Origin of the sequence: Streptomyces sp. Wb2n-11 (assembly GCF_001049855.1) — a bacterium.
GTDB lineage: Bacteria > Actinomycetota > Actinomycetes > Streptomycetales > Streptomycetaceae > Streptomyces > Streptomyces altiplanensis.
Window position 1 is genome coordinate 6,375,619 of record NZ_CVPB01000001.1, and the last position, 15,787, is coordinate 6,391,405.

A 15,787-nucleotide genomic window follows, 5' to 3' on the forward strand; every position below is an offset into this window, starting at 1 on the left:
GCGTTCCTCGTACCAGTCCAGCGCCATGACGAGGGCGAGGAAGGCGGCGGGCAAAAGCACGGCGATTATCACCACGTGGGGCCTTCCTGGCCGCGTGCCATAAGGCAAGCGGCCAGCAGGAGTGCGCGGCGGGCAGACGCATCCCGGTTCAGGCAGCGGTGGCTACGGGTGGGCGGTGATGACGAGGTTCGACCGGTAGTCGTTGGCGTTCTTGTCCCAGTTGGCGCAGGTGATCAGTGTCAGTTGCGGTTCCGGGGTGGGGCGTAGACGCGTTCGGAGGGGAAGTTGTCCTTGGGCCAGACGGTCATGCTGGTGACGGTGAACGTCGCGGTGCTCCGGTCTCGGCGCGTGACCGTGATGCGGTCGCCGTTGCGCAGGGCGCCCAGGCCGTAGAAAGCCGCGGGGCCGCTGGTGGAGTCCAGATGGGCGACCAGGATCGCGTTGCCTCTTTCGCCCGGTGTGACAGAGCCGGTGTACCAGCCGGCCCTGTCGGCATCCGCCGGCAGTGCCACCGAGCCGTCCTTTGCGGTACCGACCGCTTCCACGGGTGCGGCCAGACTGATGTGCTTGGCGGTGATCCGGACCGGTTCGGAGGCAGGCAGCACCGGTGCCTGCCGGCCGGGGGTGGGGATGGCCGGGCGGGGCTGGGCGTGGGTGCGGGACGACCGCGGCGGGTCAGGCGGCGGCGGCTGGTAGGGCAGGAACGCGGCGGCCAGCAGGCCCAGCCCGACAGCGGCGCATGCGGTGGCCGCCGCGGTGCATGCACCGCGGCGGCCCCTGAGACGGTGAAACGCCATACCAGCAGGTCAGCTCTGGCGAGCGCTGCGGCGGCGCAGCCCGTAGACGGCCCCCGCTCCGGCGAGGAGGGTGGCGCCGGCGGCGGCTGCGGCGGTGTTCACGGGGGTCTGGGTGCCGCCCTGGCCGCCGTGGACGGCGCCCTTGGCGGCCATCTTCAGCGGGCCGCACAGGGCGGGGTTGGTGGCCTCGGAGGGCAGCTTGGGGTCGAGGTCGCTGGGCCCGAGGTTGTTGTCGTACGTGCCGTTGCCGTTGAAGTCGATGCCGTGCACGACCACGACGCCGGTTCCCTCGCGCAGGCTCTTGGCGGCCTCGTCGCTGAGGGTGATGGTGCGCTCGTAGTGGACCTTGTCACCGACAGGGAAGCGGTCCACGGCCAGCCCGGAGCTGGGACTGGTGTCTCCGGTGGTGGTCAGCGAGGTGCCGATACCGCCGTAGAAGGGTGCGCCGTCGGTGGTGTTCAGGAACACCTTGCCGTTGCGCTCCTTGGCGACCGACTCGGGCGGGCACACGCCCTTGGCGCCGATGTGGAAGTGCTGGGCGTGCGGGGCGCCGGCCAGCAGGCCGCTGTGCTTGACCGTCACGTGGGCCGTGTTGCCCTCGAGGTGCACCATGGCGGTGCCCGACCCGGTCACCTTGTTGACCTTGAACGGGTTCAGCGTCGCGTGCAGGGTTATGGCCTTGTGGCGGCCGGAGGTGTCGTCGGCGGCTGCCGAGGGGGCGAGCGCCACCATGGGCGCGAGGGTGGCCAGCGCGGCAAGCGCACAGGCGGTCGTCTTCGTCATTCGAGGTCTCCACTGCAGAGAAGGGGCGCGGTTCACCCGGCCGCACGGGCACAGACCCGGCTGCCTGCGGGCGACCGCTGCTGCCAAGCACCGAACCTGCACCCTCACCCGGCGGGCCGCCACTGGATCAAGGAGCCCGCAGCGCCGCCAAGGGCCGCCACCGCCAAAGGGCGGCCGGCGGCCGGTGGCTGTCACAGCCCTTGCCAACTGCGGCAACACCACGATGCGGCGGATGGGATGCGGCCGTCCGACGACGCAGTGACGGCTATCCGGCAAACGGGTGTCTGCAGCTGTTGCCCGCCACGGATTCCGCACGCCTCGACTCTCGCCTGTCATTCAGCACCCGGGGAGGCCCGCCCGCACACACCGGTCACCGGTCGGGAGTGACCCCCGCATGCCGAGTCACCCCAGCGGCCCCGTGCTCATACCTTCTGACCCTCTTCCGCCGGGCGAAGAGCGGAAGGCGGAGCCTGTGCCCCTTTTCAGCTCGCACACTTTGATCAGTCACAAAGGGCGGCCGAGCCTTGGAAAGACCTGGTGGTGGCAGCGCCCGCCTGGACGATAGGGGGTACTACAGCTGCAGCAGCACGGGGGAGTTGGCCCCACCTTGTCGGACTTGGGTGGCGGGATGCCACGCCACGTCCTACCGTCCGAAAAACGGGAAATGCCCGCTCATGGACCAGTGAGGTGCACAACTCATGGCAAAGCCCATCCGCCGTCTGCTGGCGATCGCCGCTCTGGCCGCCGGCGCCATCGTGCCGATGACCGCAACGGCACATGCCGCTCCGGCGACCGCTTACACCAGCGACGACGGCCGCGGTCACTACGACCGCTGGAAGCACCACGACAAGGACGGCAAGCACAACGGTCGCTGGGGCCACGGCTGCGGTTGCGACTACGACAAGGACGACTACGGGAAGGGCGGCTACGGAAACAAGGGACGCTGCCACGGTGGCGGACTGCTCGGCGGCTTCCTCTTCTGACCTCCGGTGCGTCACAGCTGCGGCAGGCAGACTCAGCACGCCTGCCGCATCCGTGGCGCCAGAAGGCGGACCGTTCCGGGCGCGAGGAGGCCGCGATGGCGTGGCCGGCAGTCGTCCGGGACCCGCGGAAGCACTGGGCGCCCGTGCCTGCGCACCGGTTGGAGCTTTGCCGCCGTATGCCGCATCGCAGAGGGAACACATCAGTGTCGGCAGGCGGGATGCGGTGTGCCGTAACGGAGGGCGGATTCTGTGTGGTTACCGTGCTACGGGGCTGTCCGGCCTGTTTCCCTGAGCTCGTCTGGAGTGCTGTGCGTGCGCTGGTGCTGAACTGCACATTGAAGGCTTCGCCGGAGCCGTCGAACACCGACCGCCTCGCCGGCGTCGTGGTTCAGGCGCTGCGGGAGCGGGAGGTGGAGGTCACCACGCTGCGCCTGGCCGATCTCAACATTCCGCCCGGCGTGGCAACGGACATGGACGCGGGCGATGACTGGCCGCGCGTGCACGAGCAGCTCCTGACCTCACAGATCCTCGTCGTGGCCACCCCTACGTGGGTGGGGCATCCGTCCTCGATCGCGCAGCGGATGCTGGAGCGCATGGACGCGATGCTCAGCGAGACCGACGCGGACGGCCGCCCCGTCGCCTACAACCGGGTCGCCGGCGTGGTGGTGACCGGCAACGAGGACGGCGCCCATCACGTGATCTCGGAGATCGCCGGCGGGCTGATGGACTTCGGCTACACCATCCCCGGGCAGGCGTGGACCTACTGGAACCGGGGCCCGGGCCCGGGTCCGAGTTACAGCGAGACCGAAGAAGGCCACGAGTGGTCGGCCAAGACCGGGCGCGCGATGGCGGCGAACCTGCATACGGTCGCCCGGGCGCTGGCCACCACACCGATGGGCCCACCGCCGCCCTGACCGATCAGGTTCACCGTCCCCGTTCCGAGGAAGCAGGCCCGCATGAATGTCGCACTCGCGCTCAGGCTCGGGCTCGCCGCCGGCGCGGTCGGCACCGTGGTGCTCACCCTTTCCGAGACCATCGAGCAGCGCCTGACCGGCCGGGAGGACAGCAGGGTCCCCGGCCAGGTCGGAGCGGCGCTGACCGGCAGGAAGGGCGACGAGGCCGCCGCCGGGAAACTCAACACCCCGGTGCACTGGATGCACGGCACCACCATGGGCGCGGCCCGCGGGGCCCTGGCATTGACCGGGCTGGGCCCGGTGGCGGCAACCGCAGCGCACTACGCCGTGGTCTGGGGCGGCGACGTGACGCTCTACCGCGGCCTGGGCATCGCCCCCTGGCCCTGGAAGTGGCAGAAGCAGGAACTGGCCACCGACCTGTTCCACAAGGGCGTCTACGCGATCGCCACCGGCGTCGCCTTCAAGATCCTGCGCAACGCCGCCACCTGACCCGTCGGGGCACCCGCGGACGCGGCGGGCGGCGACTCGGAACGATCGTGCGAGGGCTGCTCCGGGTGGCGAGGGCCGCGGCGGTGGTCACGCACAGGACCAGAACTCTGCCGGCGCCGGTGAGGGTGAGCATGCGCATGCACTGCTCCGACGCGCGGGCCGGCGCCAGGACGCCGCCAACGGCCCCTCACAAACGGGTTGTCGGCAGTGAACGCAGGTCAGTCGGGCACGGCTTCGCAGGCCTGAAGAACTGGCGGATTCTCCCTCGCCAAGGCATGCATGAACGCGCGCCATGCCACCGCCCTGCCGCGGGCCCCGCTCGTTCTCACGCGCGCGGAGGTCTCCCGCTGACCGGTGATCACTCATAAACGATCTCGCTCACGATCGACGCGAGCATCACGTCATCGGCTTACGCCAGACCCATGATCTGGAACTTCAGGAGGGAACGGGCGCACTGTTCCGGAGACCGCTCGTCGGTCTCCGGAACAGTGCTGTGCGGGGCTGGTGTCAGGGGCGGACGCCGCAGACCGCCAGCAGGCAGAGGTTGAATCCCTGGGTGTTGCTCGGTCCGGCGTTGCCTCCGGAGGCGGGGCCGCCGACCGAACAGCGCGAGAGCAGGCACAGGTTGCCGCCCTGGACCCCCCGGTAGGCGTAGGTGGTGGCCGAAGGCGTCTCGCGCGGCTGGTCCGCCCGTATCGACTGCGCCTTCGGCGCGGCCGGCTCACGGGCCTCGGCGGCTCCGGCGGCGGTCGCGGTCGACATCAGCAGTGCACCGGCGGCCGCGGTCGCGGCGCCCCAACGCAGCACGGTGGCGGGGAGATTCATGGACGCTCCAGTGGTCTCGTAGGTCTCATTACGGCTGAACTCCGACGAGGGATATTCGGAGTCACCCGTCGCGCAGATTGGCTAATGGCTCAAAACAAACGCCTTTTGACTTGTATGCACCTGTGAAGTTCGAAACCCGCTTGCGTGGATGTGCCGTGCGTCACACCGCCAATCCGGTGGCTTTGCGACTCCGAATGACTGATGTGACAAGCCCATTAGGGGCAACGGCGACTATCTGGAGCCCACGACCGTGCACACGTGCGCCGTGGCGCAGATTCGCAACCGCGATGCCGACCGGCTTCCGGTGGTCTTCTACCGAGGTGAGAACGCGTGACCGACGCACCGTACGACGGGACTCCGCTCCACACGCTCGCGCTGACCGCGGCTCAGCGCGGTCTCTGGTTCGCCCAGCGGATGGACGCGCGGAATCCGTCGTACAACGTGGCGGAGTACGCGGACATTCGGGGCCGGATGGACCCCGCGCTCCTGCTGGCCGCCGTGCGGAGGGTCGCGGACGAGCAGGAAGCGCTGCGTCTGACTTTCGGCGAGCGCGACGGCATTCCCTTCCAGCGCGTCCACGAGAGTGCGGACATCGACGTTCCGCTGGTCGATCTGTCGCGGTACGACGACCCGCGCGCCGAGGCGCTGCGGCGCATGGAGGAGTGCCTGGGCCGGCCGACGGACATCGCCACCGGGCCGCTCGTGCGCATGACGCTCTACCGCCTGGCCGAGGAACGCCATCTGTTCCACCAGCAGGTGCACCACCTGGCGCTGGACGGATACGGCGCCGCGCTCGCCCTCGCCCGGATCGCCGAGGTCTACACCGATTCCCCCACCCCGGCCGCGGCCGGCCAAGGTCCCCGGCCGGAGCCCGCCCTGGGGGCGCTGATCGAGGAGGAGGAGAGGTACCGGACCTCCGGAAAGCACCGCGCGGACGGCGAGTTCTGGACGGACTACCTGACCGGCGCCCCCACCCCCACCGGCCTGGCCGAGGAGCGGCGTTCCCCCGGGCACGGGGCGTTGCGCGTACGCCGGGAGTTCGCGGCCCCGGCCGCCGAGCGGCTGCGCGCGGCGGCCAGGCGGGCGGGCGCCGGGTGGCCGACGCTGTTCATGACGGCCATGGCGGTCTACCTGCACCGCAGCCGGGGGCTCGGGGAGGTCGTACTGGGACTGCCGGTGACCGGACGGCGCACCCCGCTGGCCCGTGCGACGCCGAGCATGCTCAGCAGCATCCTGCCGATGCGGCTGCGCATATCCCCGTCCGACCGGGTCGCGGACGTGGCCAAGCAGGCGTCCGCCCAGGCCCGCAAGGTCCTGGCGCACCAGCGCTACCCGTCGGAGAATCTGCGCCACGACCTCGGCCTCACCGGTACGGACATCCCGCTGACCGGGCCCTCGGTCAACGTCCTGGCGTTCGACGACCGGCTCAGTTTCGGTCCGCACCGGGCGACGCTGCACAACCTGTCCGTCGGCCCGGTGGAGGACATGGCCCTCGCCGTGCACGCCTCGTACGCCGACGGCGGGATCCATGTCGACCTGCTCGGCAACCCCGGCCTCTACACTCCGCAGGAGCTGGCCGCCCACCACGAGCGTCTGTGCCGTCTGATCGAGGCCTTCGCGGACGACCCGGAGCGGACGATCGGCAGCCTGCATGTCGTCGGCGACGACGAACGGCTCCAGGTCCTCGGACTGGGCGCCCCTGCTCCTGCCGTCGCCGTAGCCGGAGGACGGAACCCGGCCACCCTCCCCGAGCAACTCGCCGAACAGGCACGGTCCACGCCCGCGGACAGCGCCGTGGTCTGCGGCGGCAACCGGCTCACCTTCGGGGAGCTCGACGCCCAGGTCGACGCCCTCGCCCGGGTGCTGGCCGCCAGGGGCGCCGGGCCCGGCACCCGCGTGGCCGTCGGTCTGCCCCGGTCCACGGACCTGGTGGTGGCGATGCTCGCGGTGATGCGCACGGGCGCCGCGTATCTGCCGCTCGACCCCTCGTACCCCGCCGACCGGCTCGTCTTCATGGTCGAGGACTCGCAGCCGATCGCGCTCGTCGCCACGGCGGAGACCGCCCGCACCATGGACCCGCAGGGCGCGCTTCCCCTGGTGGACCCGGCCCTGGTGGACCCGGCACCGGTTGACCCGGCCCCGGCGGGCCTGGAGCCGTTCGTGGCCGGACCGGGCCGGCCCGGCCACCGGGACGCCGCGTACGTCATCTACACGTCCGGTTCCACCGGCAGGCCCAAGGGCGTCGTCGTGGAGCACCGCTCGCTGAGCAATCTCCTCGAACACCACCGGCAGGAAACCCACGCGCTGGCCGAGCGGACGCTCGGCCGCCGACTGAGGGTCGCCCTGACCGCGGCCACCTCCTTCGACGCCTCGTGGGACCCGGTGCTGTGGATGGTCGCGGGCCATGAACTGCACATCGTCGACGACGACACCCGCCGCGACCCCGAAGCGCTGGTGGACTTCCTCGTCGAGCAGCGCATCGACGCCATCGAGACCACCCCCACGTACCTGCGGCAGATGCTCACCGCCGGGCTGCTCACCGCCCCGCAGCACCGGCCCCTGGTGATCGCCCTCGGCGGGGAAGCCGTCGACGACGCGCTGTGGGACGAACTCGCCGCCCAGTCCGGCCTGCTGGTCTTCAACTTCTACGGCCCCACCGAGACCACCGTCGACGCGGTGACCACCCGGATCACGGGCGGCACCCCGGTCATCGGCCGCCCGGTCGCCGGCGCCGGGGCCTACGTGCTCGACCCCTCACTGCATCCGCTGCCGCTGGGCGCGGCCGGTGAGCTGTACCTGTCCGGCGAGGGCGTGGCGCGCGGCTACTCCGGGCGCCCGGGGCTGACCTCGGAGCGGTTCCTGCCGGACCCGTTCGGCCCGCCGGGCGGCCGGATGTACCGTACGGGCGACCTCGCCCGCTGGAGCGGGAACGGCACCCTGGAGTTCCTGGGCCGCAGCGACCGCCAGGTCAAGGTGCGCGGCTACCGCGTGGAGACCGGCGAGGTCGAGTCCGCGCTGCGGAGCCTGCCGGGCGTCACCGAGGCGGCGGTCGCCCTGACCGGCTCCCCGGACGAGGTGGAACGGCTCGCCGCGTACCTGGTGACCGACGGCCCCGACGGCGCCGCCGGCCTCGCGGACGTACGGGACGCCCTCGCCGGTCTGCTTCCCGAGCACATGGTGCCGACCGCGTGGGCGACCGTGCCGCAGCTGCCGCTCACCCCGAACGGCAAGCTCGACACCGGCCGCCTGCCGCAGGCCACGCCGATTGCGGCCAGGGGCGGCGCACCGCGCACCCCCGACGAGGAACGGATGTGCGCGGTCTTCGCCGAGTGCCTGGGCCTGCCCCGGGCCGGCCGGGACGACAACTTCTTCCTGCTGGGCGGGCACTCGCTGCTGGCGACCCGCCTGGTCAGCCGGATACGCGGCGCCTTCGGCGTCGAACTGCCGATCAGAGCCCTCTTCGAGTCGCCGACCCCGGCCGGCCTCGTCGCCGGACTGGACACGGCCCCGACGGCGCGGCCGCCGGTCGAGGCCGCCTCGCCGCGCCCCGAGCGGCTGCCGCTGTCCTTCGGACAGCAGCGGCTGTGGCTGCTGGAGGAGCTGGGCGAAGCCGGCGCCGCCTATCACCTGCCGGTCGCGCTCAGGCTGTCGGGCCCGCTGGACCGCGAAGCGCTCACCGACGCGCTCGCCGACCTGGCGGCGCGCCACGAGAGTCTGCGCACCCTCTTCGCCGTCGACGAGGAAGGCCCCCACCAGCGCGTCCTCGGCTCCAAGGACGCCCGCCCGGCGCTCGTGGTGATGCCGGAGGGCTGCGCACCCGTCGAACCCGACCGCACGCCCTTCGCCCTGGGCCGTGAACTGCCGTTGCGCGCCCAGTTGTTCCCCACCGGTCCGGACGAGCACGTGTTCGTAATGACGTTGCATCACATCGCGGCGGACGGCTGGTCCATGGGTCCGCTCATGCGCGACCTGGCCACCGCCTACGCGGCGCGCACCGCCGGTGAGGCTCCGTCGTGGCACACCCTTCCCGTGCAGTACGCCGACTACGCCCTGTGGCAGCGCGATCTGCTCGGCGACCCGCGGTGCGGCGAAAGCCTCGCGGGACGCCAGCTCGTCCGCTGGGCGCAGCTCCTCGAAGGGCTCCCGGAGGAGCTGACCTTCCCCGCCGACCGTGCGCGCCCGGCGCGGGCGTCCGGCCGGGGAGGGGCCGTTCCCGTCCGGCTCGACGCCGCCACGCACCGCGCGCTGGCGCGGCTGGCGGCCGACTGCGGGGCCAGCACGTTCATGGTGCTGCACGCGGCGCTGGCCGCCCTGATGACGCGGCTGGGCGCCGGTGACGACATTGCGATCGGTACGCCGGTGGCGGGCCGCGGCGACGAGTCCCTCGCCGACATGGTGGGCTTCTTCGTCAACACACTGGTGCTCAGGACCGACACGTCCGGCGCGCCGAACCTGCGCGAACTCGTGGAGCGGGTCCGGCGCGCCGACCTCGCGGCGTACGCCCTCCAGGACATTCCCTTCGAGCGCGTCGTGGAGGAGACGGCGCCGGCGCGCTCGCTCTCCCGCCACCCCCTTTTCCAGGTCATGCTCAGCCTCAACAACACCCCGGCGCCCCGCCCCGCACTGGCGGGCCTCGGCGTGAGCCACGAGCCCTCCATCGGCCGCTCCGGGGCCAAGTTCGACCTCACCTGGGACCTGACCGAACAGCACGACGGTGACGGCGCGCCGGCCGGCGTCGTCGGTGAGCTGGAGTTCAGCGAGGACCTCTTCGACCGCGGTACGGCCGAGCGCTTCGCCGAGCACTTCACCCGCCTGCTGCGGGCGGCGCTCGCCGACCCCGGCCGCCCCGTGGCCGATGCCGGCTTTCTGACGCCCCACCAGCACGACGCGGCCCTGGACGAACTGCCCCGCGCCTCCCGCCTCCCGGTGGCCGGGCCGTTCCCCGTCCACCAGGAGGCGGCGGGCGAGGGCTGGACGGTGGTGGACGCGCTCACCACCCGCGCCGCCGCCCAGCCGGGCCGTACCGCCGTGGTCGCCTCCGACGGCCGCCTCAGCTTCGGTGACCTGCTGGCCCGCAGCGAGCAACTGGCCTGTGTACTGCGGGACTCGGGAGTCGGTGGCGGCGACCGGGTGGCGGTGGCCCTGCCCCGCACGTCGCTGCACATCGTGGCGCTGTTCGGGGTACTGCGCGCCGGAGCCGTGTACGTACCGGTCGACCCCTCGCACCCCCGTGCCCGCAACCAGCTGATCCTCGACACCGCCGCGCCCCGGCTGCTGCTGACCACGGCCGCCACACGGGACGCGCTGCCACCGGCGCCGGAGAGTCTGCTCCTGGACGATCCGGCGGTGTGGCGCCCGGCCGGAGGAACCCCGCCCGGGGCGCCGCGCGCCCAGGACGCCGCGTACGTGCTCTACACCTCGGGATCCACGGGCCTTCCCAAGGGCGTCGTCGTCGAGCACCGGTCCCTGGCGAACCTCTTCGCCAGTCACCGCGAGAAGCTGATGGAGCCGGCCGAGGCGGAGAACAACGGCCTCCCGCTGCGGGTCGCGCTCACGGCGGCCATGACCTTCGACGCCTCCTGGGACCCGCTCCTGTGGATGGTCGCCGGACACGAACTGCACCTGGTGGACGACGCGACGCGCCGCGACCCCGAGGCACTCACCGCTCTCGTGCACCGCAGCGCGATCGATGTCGTCGAGACCACTCCGTCCTTCGTCGAACAGCTGCGGGCCTGCGGCCTGTTCGCCCCCGGACAGCCCCGCCCGCGCGTTCTCGCGCTCGGCGGCGAAGCCGTGAACGACTCGCTGTGGCAGGAGCTGTCGACGCTCCAGGACATCGCGGTGTGGAACCTGTACGGGCCCACCGAGACCACCGTGGACAGTGTGATGGGCCGCGTCACCACCGGCACCCGCCCCCACCTCGGCCACCCCGTCACGGGCACCCGTGCCCGCGTACTCGACGAGCGGCTGCGCCCGGTCGCCCCCGGAGCCACGGGTGAGCTCTACCTCTCGGGCGCCGGCTTGGCCCGCGGGTACGAGAACCGCCCCTCCGCCACGGCGGCCCGTTTCCTGCCCGACCCGTACGGCGTCCCGGGGACCCGGATGTACCGCACGGGAGACCTCGTGCGGCGCAGGGAGGGCCGCCTCGAATACGTGGGGCGCGCCGACGGGCAGGTCAAGGTACGCGGCTTTCGCGTCGAGACCGGCGAGATCGGGACGGTGCTCACCGCACACCCCGACGTGGCGCACTCGGCGGTCGCCGTACAGCCGGACACGCGGGGCGAGGGGCGGCTCGTGTGCTGGGTCGTCCCCTGCGACGGACAGGAACTGTCCACCCGCGCCCTGCGCGCCTACCTGGCCGACCGGCTTCCGGCGTACATGGTGCCGACGGCGGTCATACCCGTGGCCGCGCTGCCGCTGACCGCCCACGGCAAAGTGGACTTCGCCGCGCTGCCCACGGCCGGGGACGCCTCCCCGGGCGCGGCCGACGCCGACCCGCCCCGGACCGCACCGGAGGAGATCCTGTGCGCCCTGTTCGCGGAAAGCCTCGGGCACGAACAGGTCGGCCGCGACGACGACTTCTTCGAACTGGGCGGGCACTCACTGCTGGCCACCCGCCTCGTCGGCCGGATCCGTTCGTCGTTCGGCGTCGAGCTGCCGGTCCGTACCCTCTTCGAGTCCACCACCCCGGCGGCGCTCGCCGAGCGGCTGGACGAAGCGGGTACGGCGCGCCCCGCGCTGCGCAGGGTCCCCAGGCCCGCCCTGCCCCCGCTGTCCCCCGCGCAGCAACGGCTCTGGTTCCTGCACCAGCTGGACCCGGAGACCGCCGCGTACCACATATCCGTCGCGGTGCGGCTGGACGGCGCCCTGGACCGTACGGCGCTGCACCGGGCGCTCGCCGACGTGGTGGCCCGGCACGAGAGCCTGCGCACCCTCGTCAAGGTCAGCGGCGGCGAACCCTTCCAGGCCGTGCTCGCCCCCGGTGACGCGCGCCCCGGCATGCCGGTGACGGCCCTGAAGGAACCGGCCCTCGCGCGGGCCCTGCGGGAGGCGAGCGGGCGGCCGTTCGACCTGGCGCAGGAGATACCGCTGCGCGCCGAGTTGTTCCGGCTCGCCGAGGACCGGCACACCCTGCTGATCACGGTGCACCACATCGCGGCCGACGGCTGGTCGATGGGCCCGCTGGCCCAGGACCTGGCCGGGGCGTACGCGGCGCGGACGGCCGGACGCTCGCCCAGCTGGACGGCGCTGCCGGTCCAGTACACGGACTACACCCTGTGGCAACGCGGACTGCTCGGCAGCGCCGCCGACCCGGCCTCGCTGTCCGCCAGCCAGCTGGCGTACTGGACGGCGCAGATGACCGGGGCGCCGGACGAGACACCGCTGCCCGCCGACCGGCCCAGGCCCACCGTCTCCAGCGGAAACGGCGGCACAGTGACGTTCCAGGTGCCGGCGGACACCACCGCGGCCCTCGGCCGGCTGGCCAGGACATCCGCGACCAGCACGTTCATGGTCCTGCACGCCGCACTGGCGGCCCTCCTGCACCGCACGGGGGCCGGGGAGGACATCACCATCGGCACCCCGGTGGCCGGGCGGACGGACGAGGCCCTCGACCCGCTCGTCGGCTTCTTCGTCAACACGCTCGCCCTGCGCACCGGCGTGCGCCCGGAGACGACGTTCAGGGAGCTGCTGGCCCGGGTACGGGAGATCGACCTGGCCGCCTACGCCCACCAGGAGCTGCCGTTCGAGCGCCTCGTGGAGGCCGTTCAGCCCACGCGCTCCCTCGCCCGGCACCCCCTCTTCCAGGTGATGCTCACCCTCAACAACACCCGGCCGCCCCGCCTGGACCTGCCGGGCCTGCGGGCGCGGATGGAGGGAGTCGACACCGGAGGAGCCAAGTTCGACCTCTCCTTCGGCTTCACCGAGCGGCCCGGAGCGGCGCCCGGCGAGGAAACCCTCGACGCGACCCTGGAGTTCGGCCGGGACCTCTTCGACGAGGACACGGCGCACCGGATCACGCGGTGGTTCCTGCGGCTTCTCGACCGGGCCGTCGGCGAACCGGGCACCAGGATCGCCGACCTCGCCCTGATCGACGAGGACGAGCAGGCACGGCTGCTGGCCCTCGGCCACGGAGGCGAGCCCGCCACCGGTCCGGCGACCGTACTCGACCGGTTCGCCGAGACGGTCGCCGCGTCCCGCAGCGGTGACATCGCGGTCACCGCGCCCGACGGCCGGATTTCGTTCCCGGAGCTCGATGCCCGCTCCGGGCGCATCGCCGCCCTGCTGAAGGAATCCGGGGTCCGTCCCGGCGACGTGGTGGCCGTGCTGCTGCCCCGGTCCGTCGACTCCGTCGCGACGCTGCTGGGCGTACTCAAGACCGGCGGCGTCTACGCACCGGTCGACGAGTCCCTCCCCCAGGGGCGGATCGACGCCGTCCTCGACGACGCCCGGCCCCGGCTCGTCGTCACCGCCGGCGCCACGGCCGGCCGGGCCGGGGAGGTCTGGCCCCAACTGGTGCTCGACAGCGCCGGACCGGCCCGCTCCCTGACGGCGCCGGACATCCCCGAGCCCGCCGTCCGGCCCGGGCCGGACTCGGCGGCGTACCTCATCCACACCTCGGGATCGACCGGGCGCCCCAAGGGGGTGCTTGTCGGGCACGGCTCGCTGGCCCGGCTGCTGGACCACCACCGGCGAGAGGTCTTCGCCCCGGCGGTACGCGCGAGCACAAACCGGCGGCTGCGGGTCGCCCTGACCGCCGCCCTGTCCTTCGACGCCTCTCTCGACCCCGTGCTGTGGATGATCGACGGACACCAGTTGCACGTGCTCGACGACCTGACCAGGCGCGACTCGGAAGCCCTCGTCGACGCGGTGCGTGAACACCGCCTCGACGTCCTGGAGTCGACACCCACCCACGTGCGTCAACTGCTGGATGCCGGTCTGCTCGCGCCGGGCCCGCAGCACCGCCCGTCGGTCCTCGTTCTCGGCGGCGAGGCCGTCCCGCAGGCGCTGTGGACAGCGCTGCGTGAGGTGCCCGAGGTGCGGTCCTGGAACTTCTACGGTCCGACGGAAGCCACCGTCGACACGGTCGTCGCTCCGCTCGCCGGGACCGACCGCCCCGTGCTGGGCACACCGGTCACCGGCACCCGCGCGTACCTGCTGGACGCGCGCCTGCGCCCCGTGCCGGTGGGGGTCGTCGGCGACCTGTATCTCGCCGGCGACAGCCTCGCGCTCGGCTACCACGGCCGGCCGGCCGAGACCGCGCGCGGCTTCGTGCCCGATCCGTACGGCCCGGCCGGCGCACGGATGTACCGCACCGGAGACCGCGCGCGGCGCGGCCGGGACGGCGCCCTGGAATTCGCCGGACGCGCCGACAGCCAGGTCAAGGTGCGCGGCTTCCGGGTCGAGCCCGACGAGATCGCGGCCGTGCTCGAAGCACACCCCGATGTCGTCCAGGCCGCCGTGACCGCCCACGACGGCGGCCCGGCGGGGACCCGGCTCGCCGCCTACCTGGTGCTGTCCGAAGCGCCGTCCGACCTGGCCGGGATACGGGCCCACGCGGCCCGCGACCTGCCCGCGTACATGGTCCCCACCGCCTGGCAGCCCCTGGACCGCATCCCGCTCACCCCCAGCGGCAAGCTGGACCGCAGGGCCCTGCCCGACCCGGCGCCGTCCGCCCTCGCCGGCAGCACCGACGGCGCCGGCAGGGGGCCTCGCAACCCCCGCGAGGACGTGCTGTGCACGCTCTTCGCGGAGGTGCTCGGCGTCGAACAGGTCCTGATCGACGACGACTTCTTCGCGCTGGGCGGTCACTCCCTGCTCGCGACCCGGCTCATCGGCCGTATCCGCACCGCCCTCGGCGTCGAGGTCAGCATCCGCAGCCTCTTCGAGGCACCGACCGTCGCCGCACTCGCGGAACGCCTCCTCGACGGCGCGGTGGACAATCCGCTGGCGACCCTGCTGCCGCTGCGCACCACCGGCGACCGCCCACCGCTGTTCTGTGTCCACCCGGCGGGCGGACTGGCCTGGGCGTACGGCGGGCTGCTGCCCCACCTCGACCCCGACCAGCCGGTGTACGGCCTGCAGACCCCCAACCTCGACGGCGCGGCCGCGTTCCCGGACAGCCTGGAAGCGATGGCGGCCGTGTACGTCGCCGAGCTGCGCTCCGTGCAGCCGCACGGGCCGTACCACCTCTTCGGCTGGTCCTTCGGCGGCAACCTCGTGCAGGAGATCGCGGTGCAGCTCCAGGAGGCCGGTGAGCAGATCGCGCTGCTGACCATCCTCGACGCCTTCCCGATCGCGCCGCTGGACGACCTGGACAGCGCCGGCCGCGACACCGTGTTCCGGGCCCTGCTGTCCAACATCGGGGTGGGCGAGGAGACGCTCGAAGGGGACAGCGAGATCGAGGCGAGCGCGGTACGGGACGCGTTCCGCCGCAGCGGCAGCCCGCTCGGGTCCCTCGAACCGGCCACCATCGACACGATGGTGGACAACTTCGCCGGCCAGGCACGGCTGATGCGCAAGTACACCCCCCGCACCTTCCGCGGCCCCGTCCTGTTCTTCACCGCCGCCGAAGGCCGCCCGCGAGACGCCTTCGGACTCGGACTGTGGGCGCCGTACATCGACGGACACATCGAGAACCACGACGTGGCGTGCACGCACGCCCAGATGATGCAGCCGGCTGCGCGGGCGCAGATCGGCACGACCCTGGCCGCCGCACTGCGCGCCGGTCACCACACCGCACAGGGAGACCACTCATGACCAACCCCTTCGACGACCCGCAGACCCAGCACCGCGTCCTCGTCAACGACGAGGGCCAGCACGCCCTGTGGCCGTCCTTCGCCGACGTCCCCGCCGGGTGGGAGGCCGTGTTCGGCCCCGCAGCCCACGCCGCCTGCCTGGACTACGTGGAGGTGCACTGGACGGACCTCACACCCAGGAGCGCCCGCGCCGCCATGGCCTGACCCGGGCCTGCGGCCCCAGATCACAGCGCGACCCA

8 protein-coding genes are annotated in these 15,787 nt (G+C 72.6%); 5 read left to right on the top strand and 3 right to left on the bottom strand.

Annotation, left to right across the window (positions count from 1 at the left end):
* Window positions 1-239: 239 nt before the first annotated feature.
* Together BN1555_RS29215 and BN1555_RS29220 are read right to left on the bottom strand one after the other, a co-directional pair.
* Window positions 240-797, bottom strand: coding sequence for a sortase domain-containing protein (locus BN1555_RS29215; protein ID WP_093802147.1), 558 nt, complete (start codon window positions 795-797; stop codon window positions 240-242).
* 9 nt (window positions 798-806) lie between these two features.
* Window positions 807-1,580 (bottom strand): CHRD domain-containing protein, encoded by a 774-nt coding sequence (locus BN1555_RS29220; protein WP_093802148.1) that lies wholly within the window; start codon window positions 1,578-1,580, stop codon window positions 807-809.
* A gap of 698 nt (window positions 1,581-2,278) precedes the next feature.
* Here BN1555_RS29220 and BN1555_RS29225 point away from each other — a divergent pair.
* The 3 genes from BN1555_RS29225 (at window position 2,279) to BN1555_RS29235 (ending at window position 3,966) form a co-directional block, all read left to right on the top strand.
* Window positions 2,279-2,563, top strand: a complete 285-nt coding sequence (locus tag BN1555_RS29225; RefSeq protein WP_093802149.1) for a hypothetical protein — start codon at window positions 2,279-2,281, stop codon at window positions 2,561-2,563.
* 308 nt (window positions 2,564-2,871) lie between these two features.
* Entirely contained in the window at window positions 2,872-3,477 is a 606-nt protein-coding gene (locus BN1555_RS29230; protein ID WP_093802150.1) for a flavodoxin family protein, read from the top strand.
* A 42-nt stretch (window positions 3,478-3,519) separates the two neighbouring features.
* Window positions 3,520-3,966: a hypothetical protein gene (locus BN1555_RS29235; RefSeq protein ID WP_093802151.1), complete on the top strand. Its 447-nt coding sequence runs from the start codon at window positions 3,520-3,522 to the stop codon at window positions 3,964-3,966.
* 507 nt (window positions 3,967-4,473) lie between these two features.
* Here the strand turns inward: BN1555_RS29235 and BN1555_RS29240 are convergent.
* Entirely contained in the window at window positions 4,474-4,791 is a 318-nt protein-coding gene (locus tag BN1555_RS29240; RefSeq protein WP_093802152.1) for a hypothetical protein, read from the bottom strand.
* Between the two features lie 330 nt (window positions 4,792-5,121).
* Here BN1555_RS29240 and BN1555_RS29245 point away from each other — a divergent pair, with 330 nt between their 5' ends.
* Both BN1555_RS29245 and BN1555_RS29250 read left to right on the top strand, forming a co-directional pair.
* Window positions 5,122-15,549: a non-ribosomal peptide synthetase gene (locus tag BN1555_RS29245; RefSeq protein ID WP_093802153.1), complete on the top strand. Its 10,428-nt coding sequence runs from the start codon at window positions 5,122-5,124 to the stop codon at window positions 15,547-15,549.
* Window positions 15,546-15,752, top strand: a complete 207-nt coding sequence (locus BN1555_RS29250) for an MbtH family protein (protein ID WP_093802154.1) — start codon at window positions 15,546-15,548, stop codon at window positions 15,750-15,752. The genes BN1555_RS29245 and BN1555_RS29250 overlap by 4 nt, the downstream gene beginning before the upstream one ends.
* Window positions 15,753-15,787: the final 35 nt, after the last annotated feature.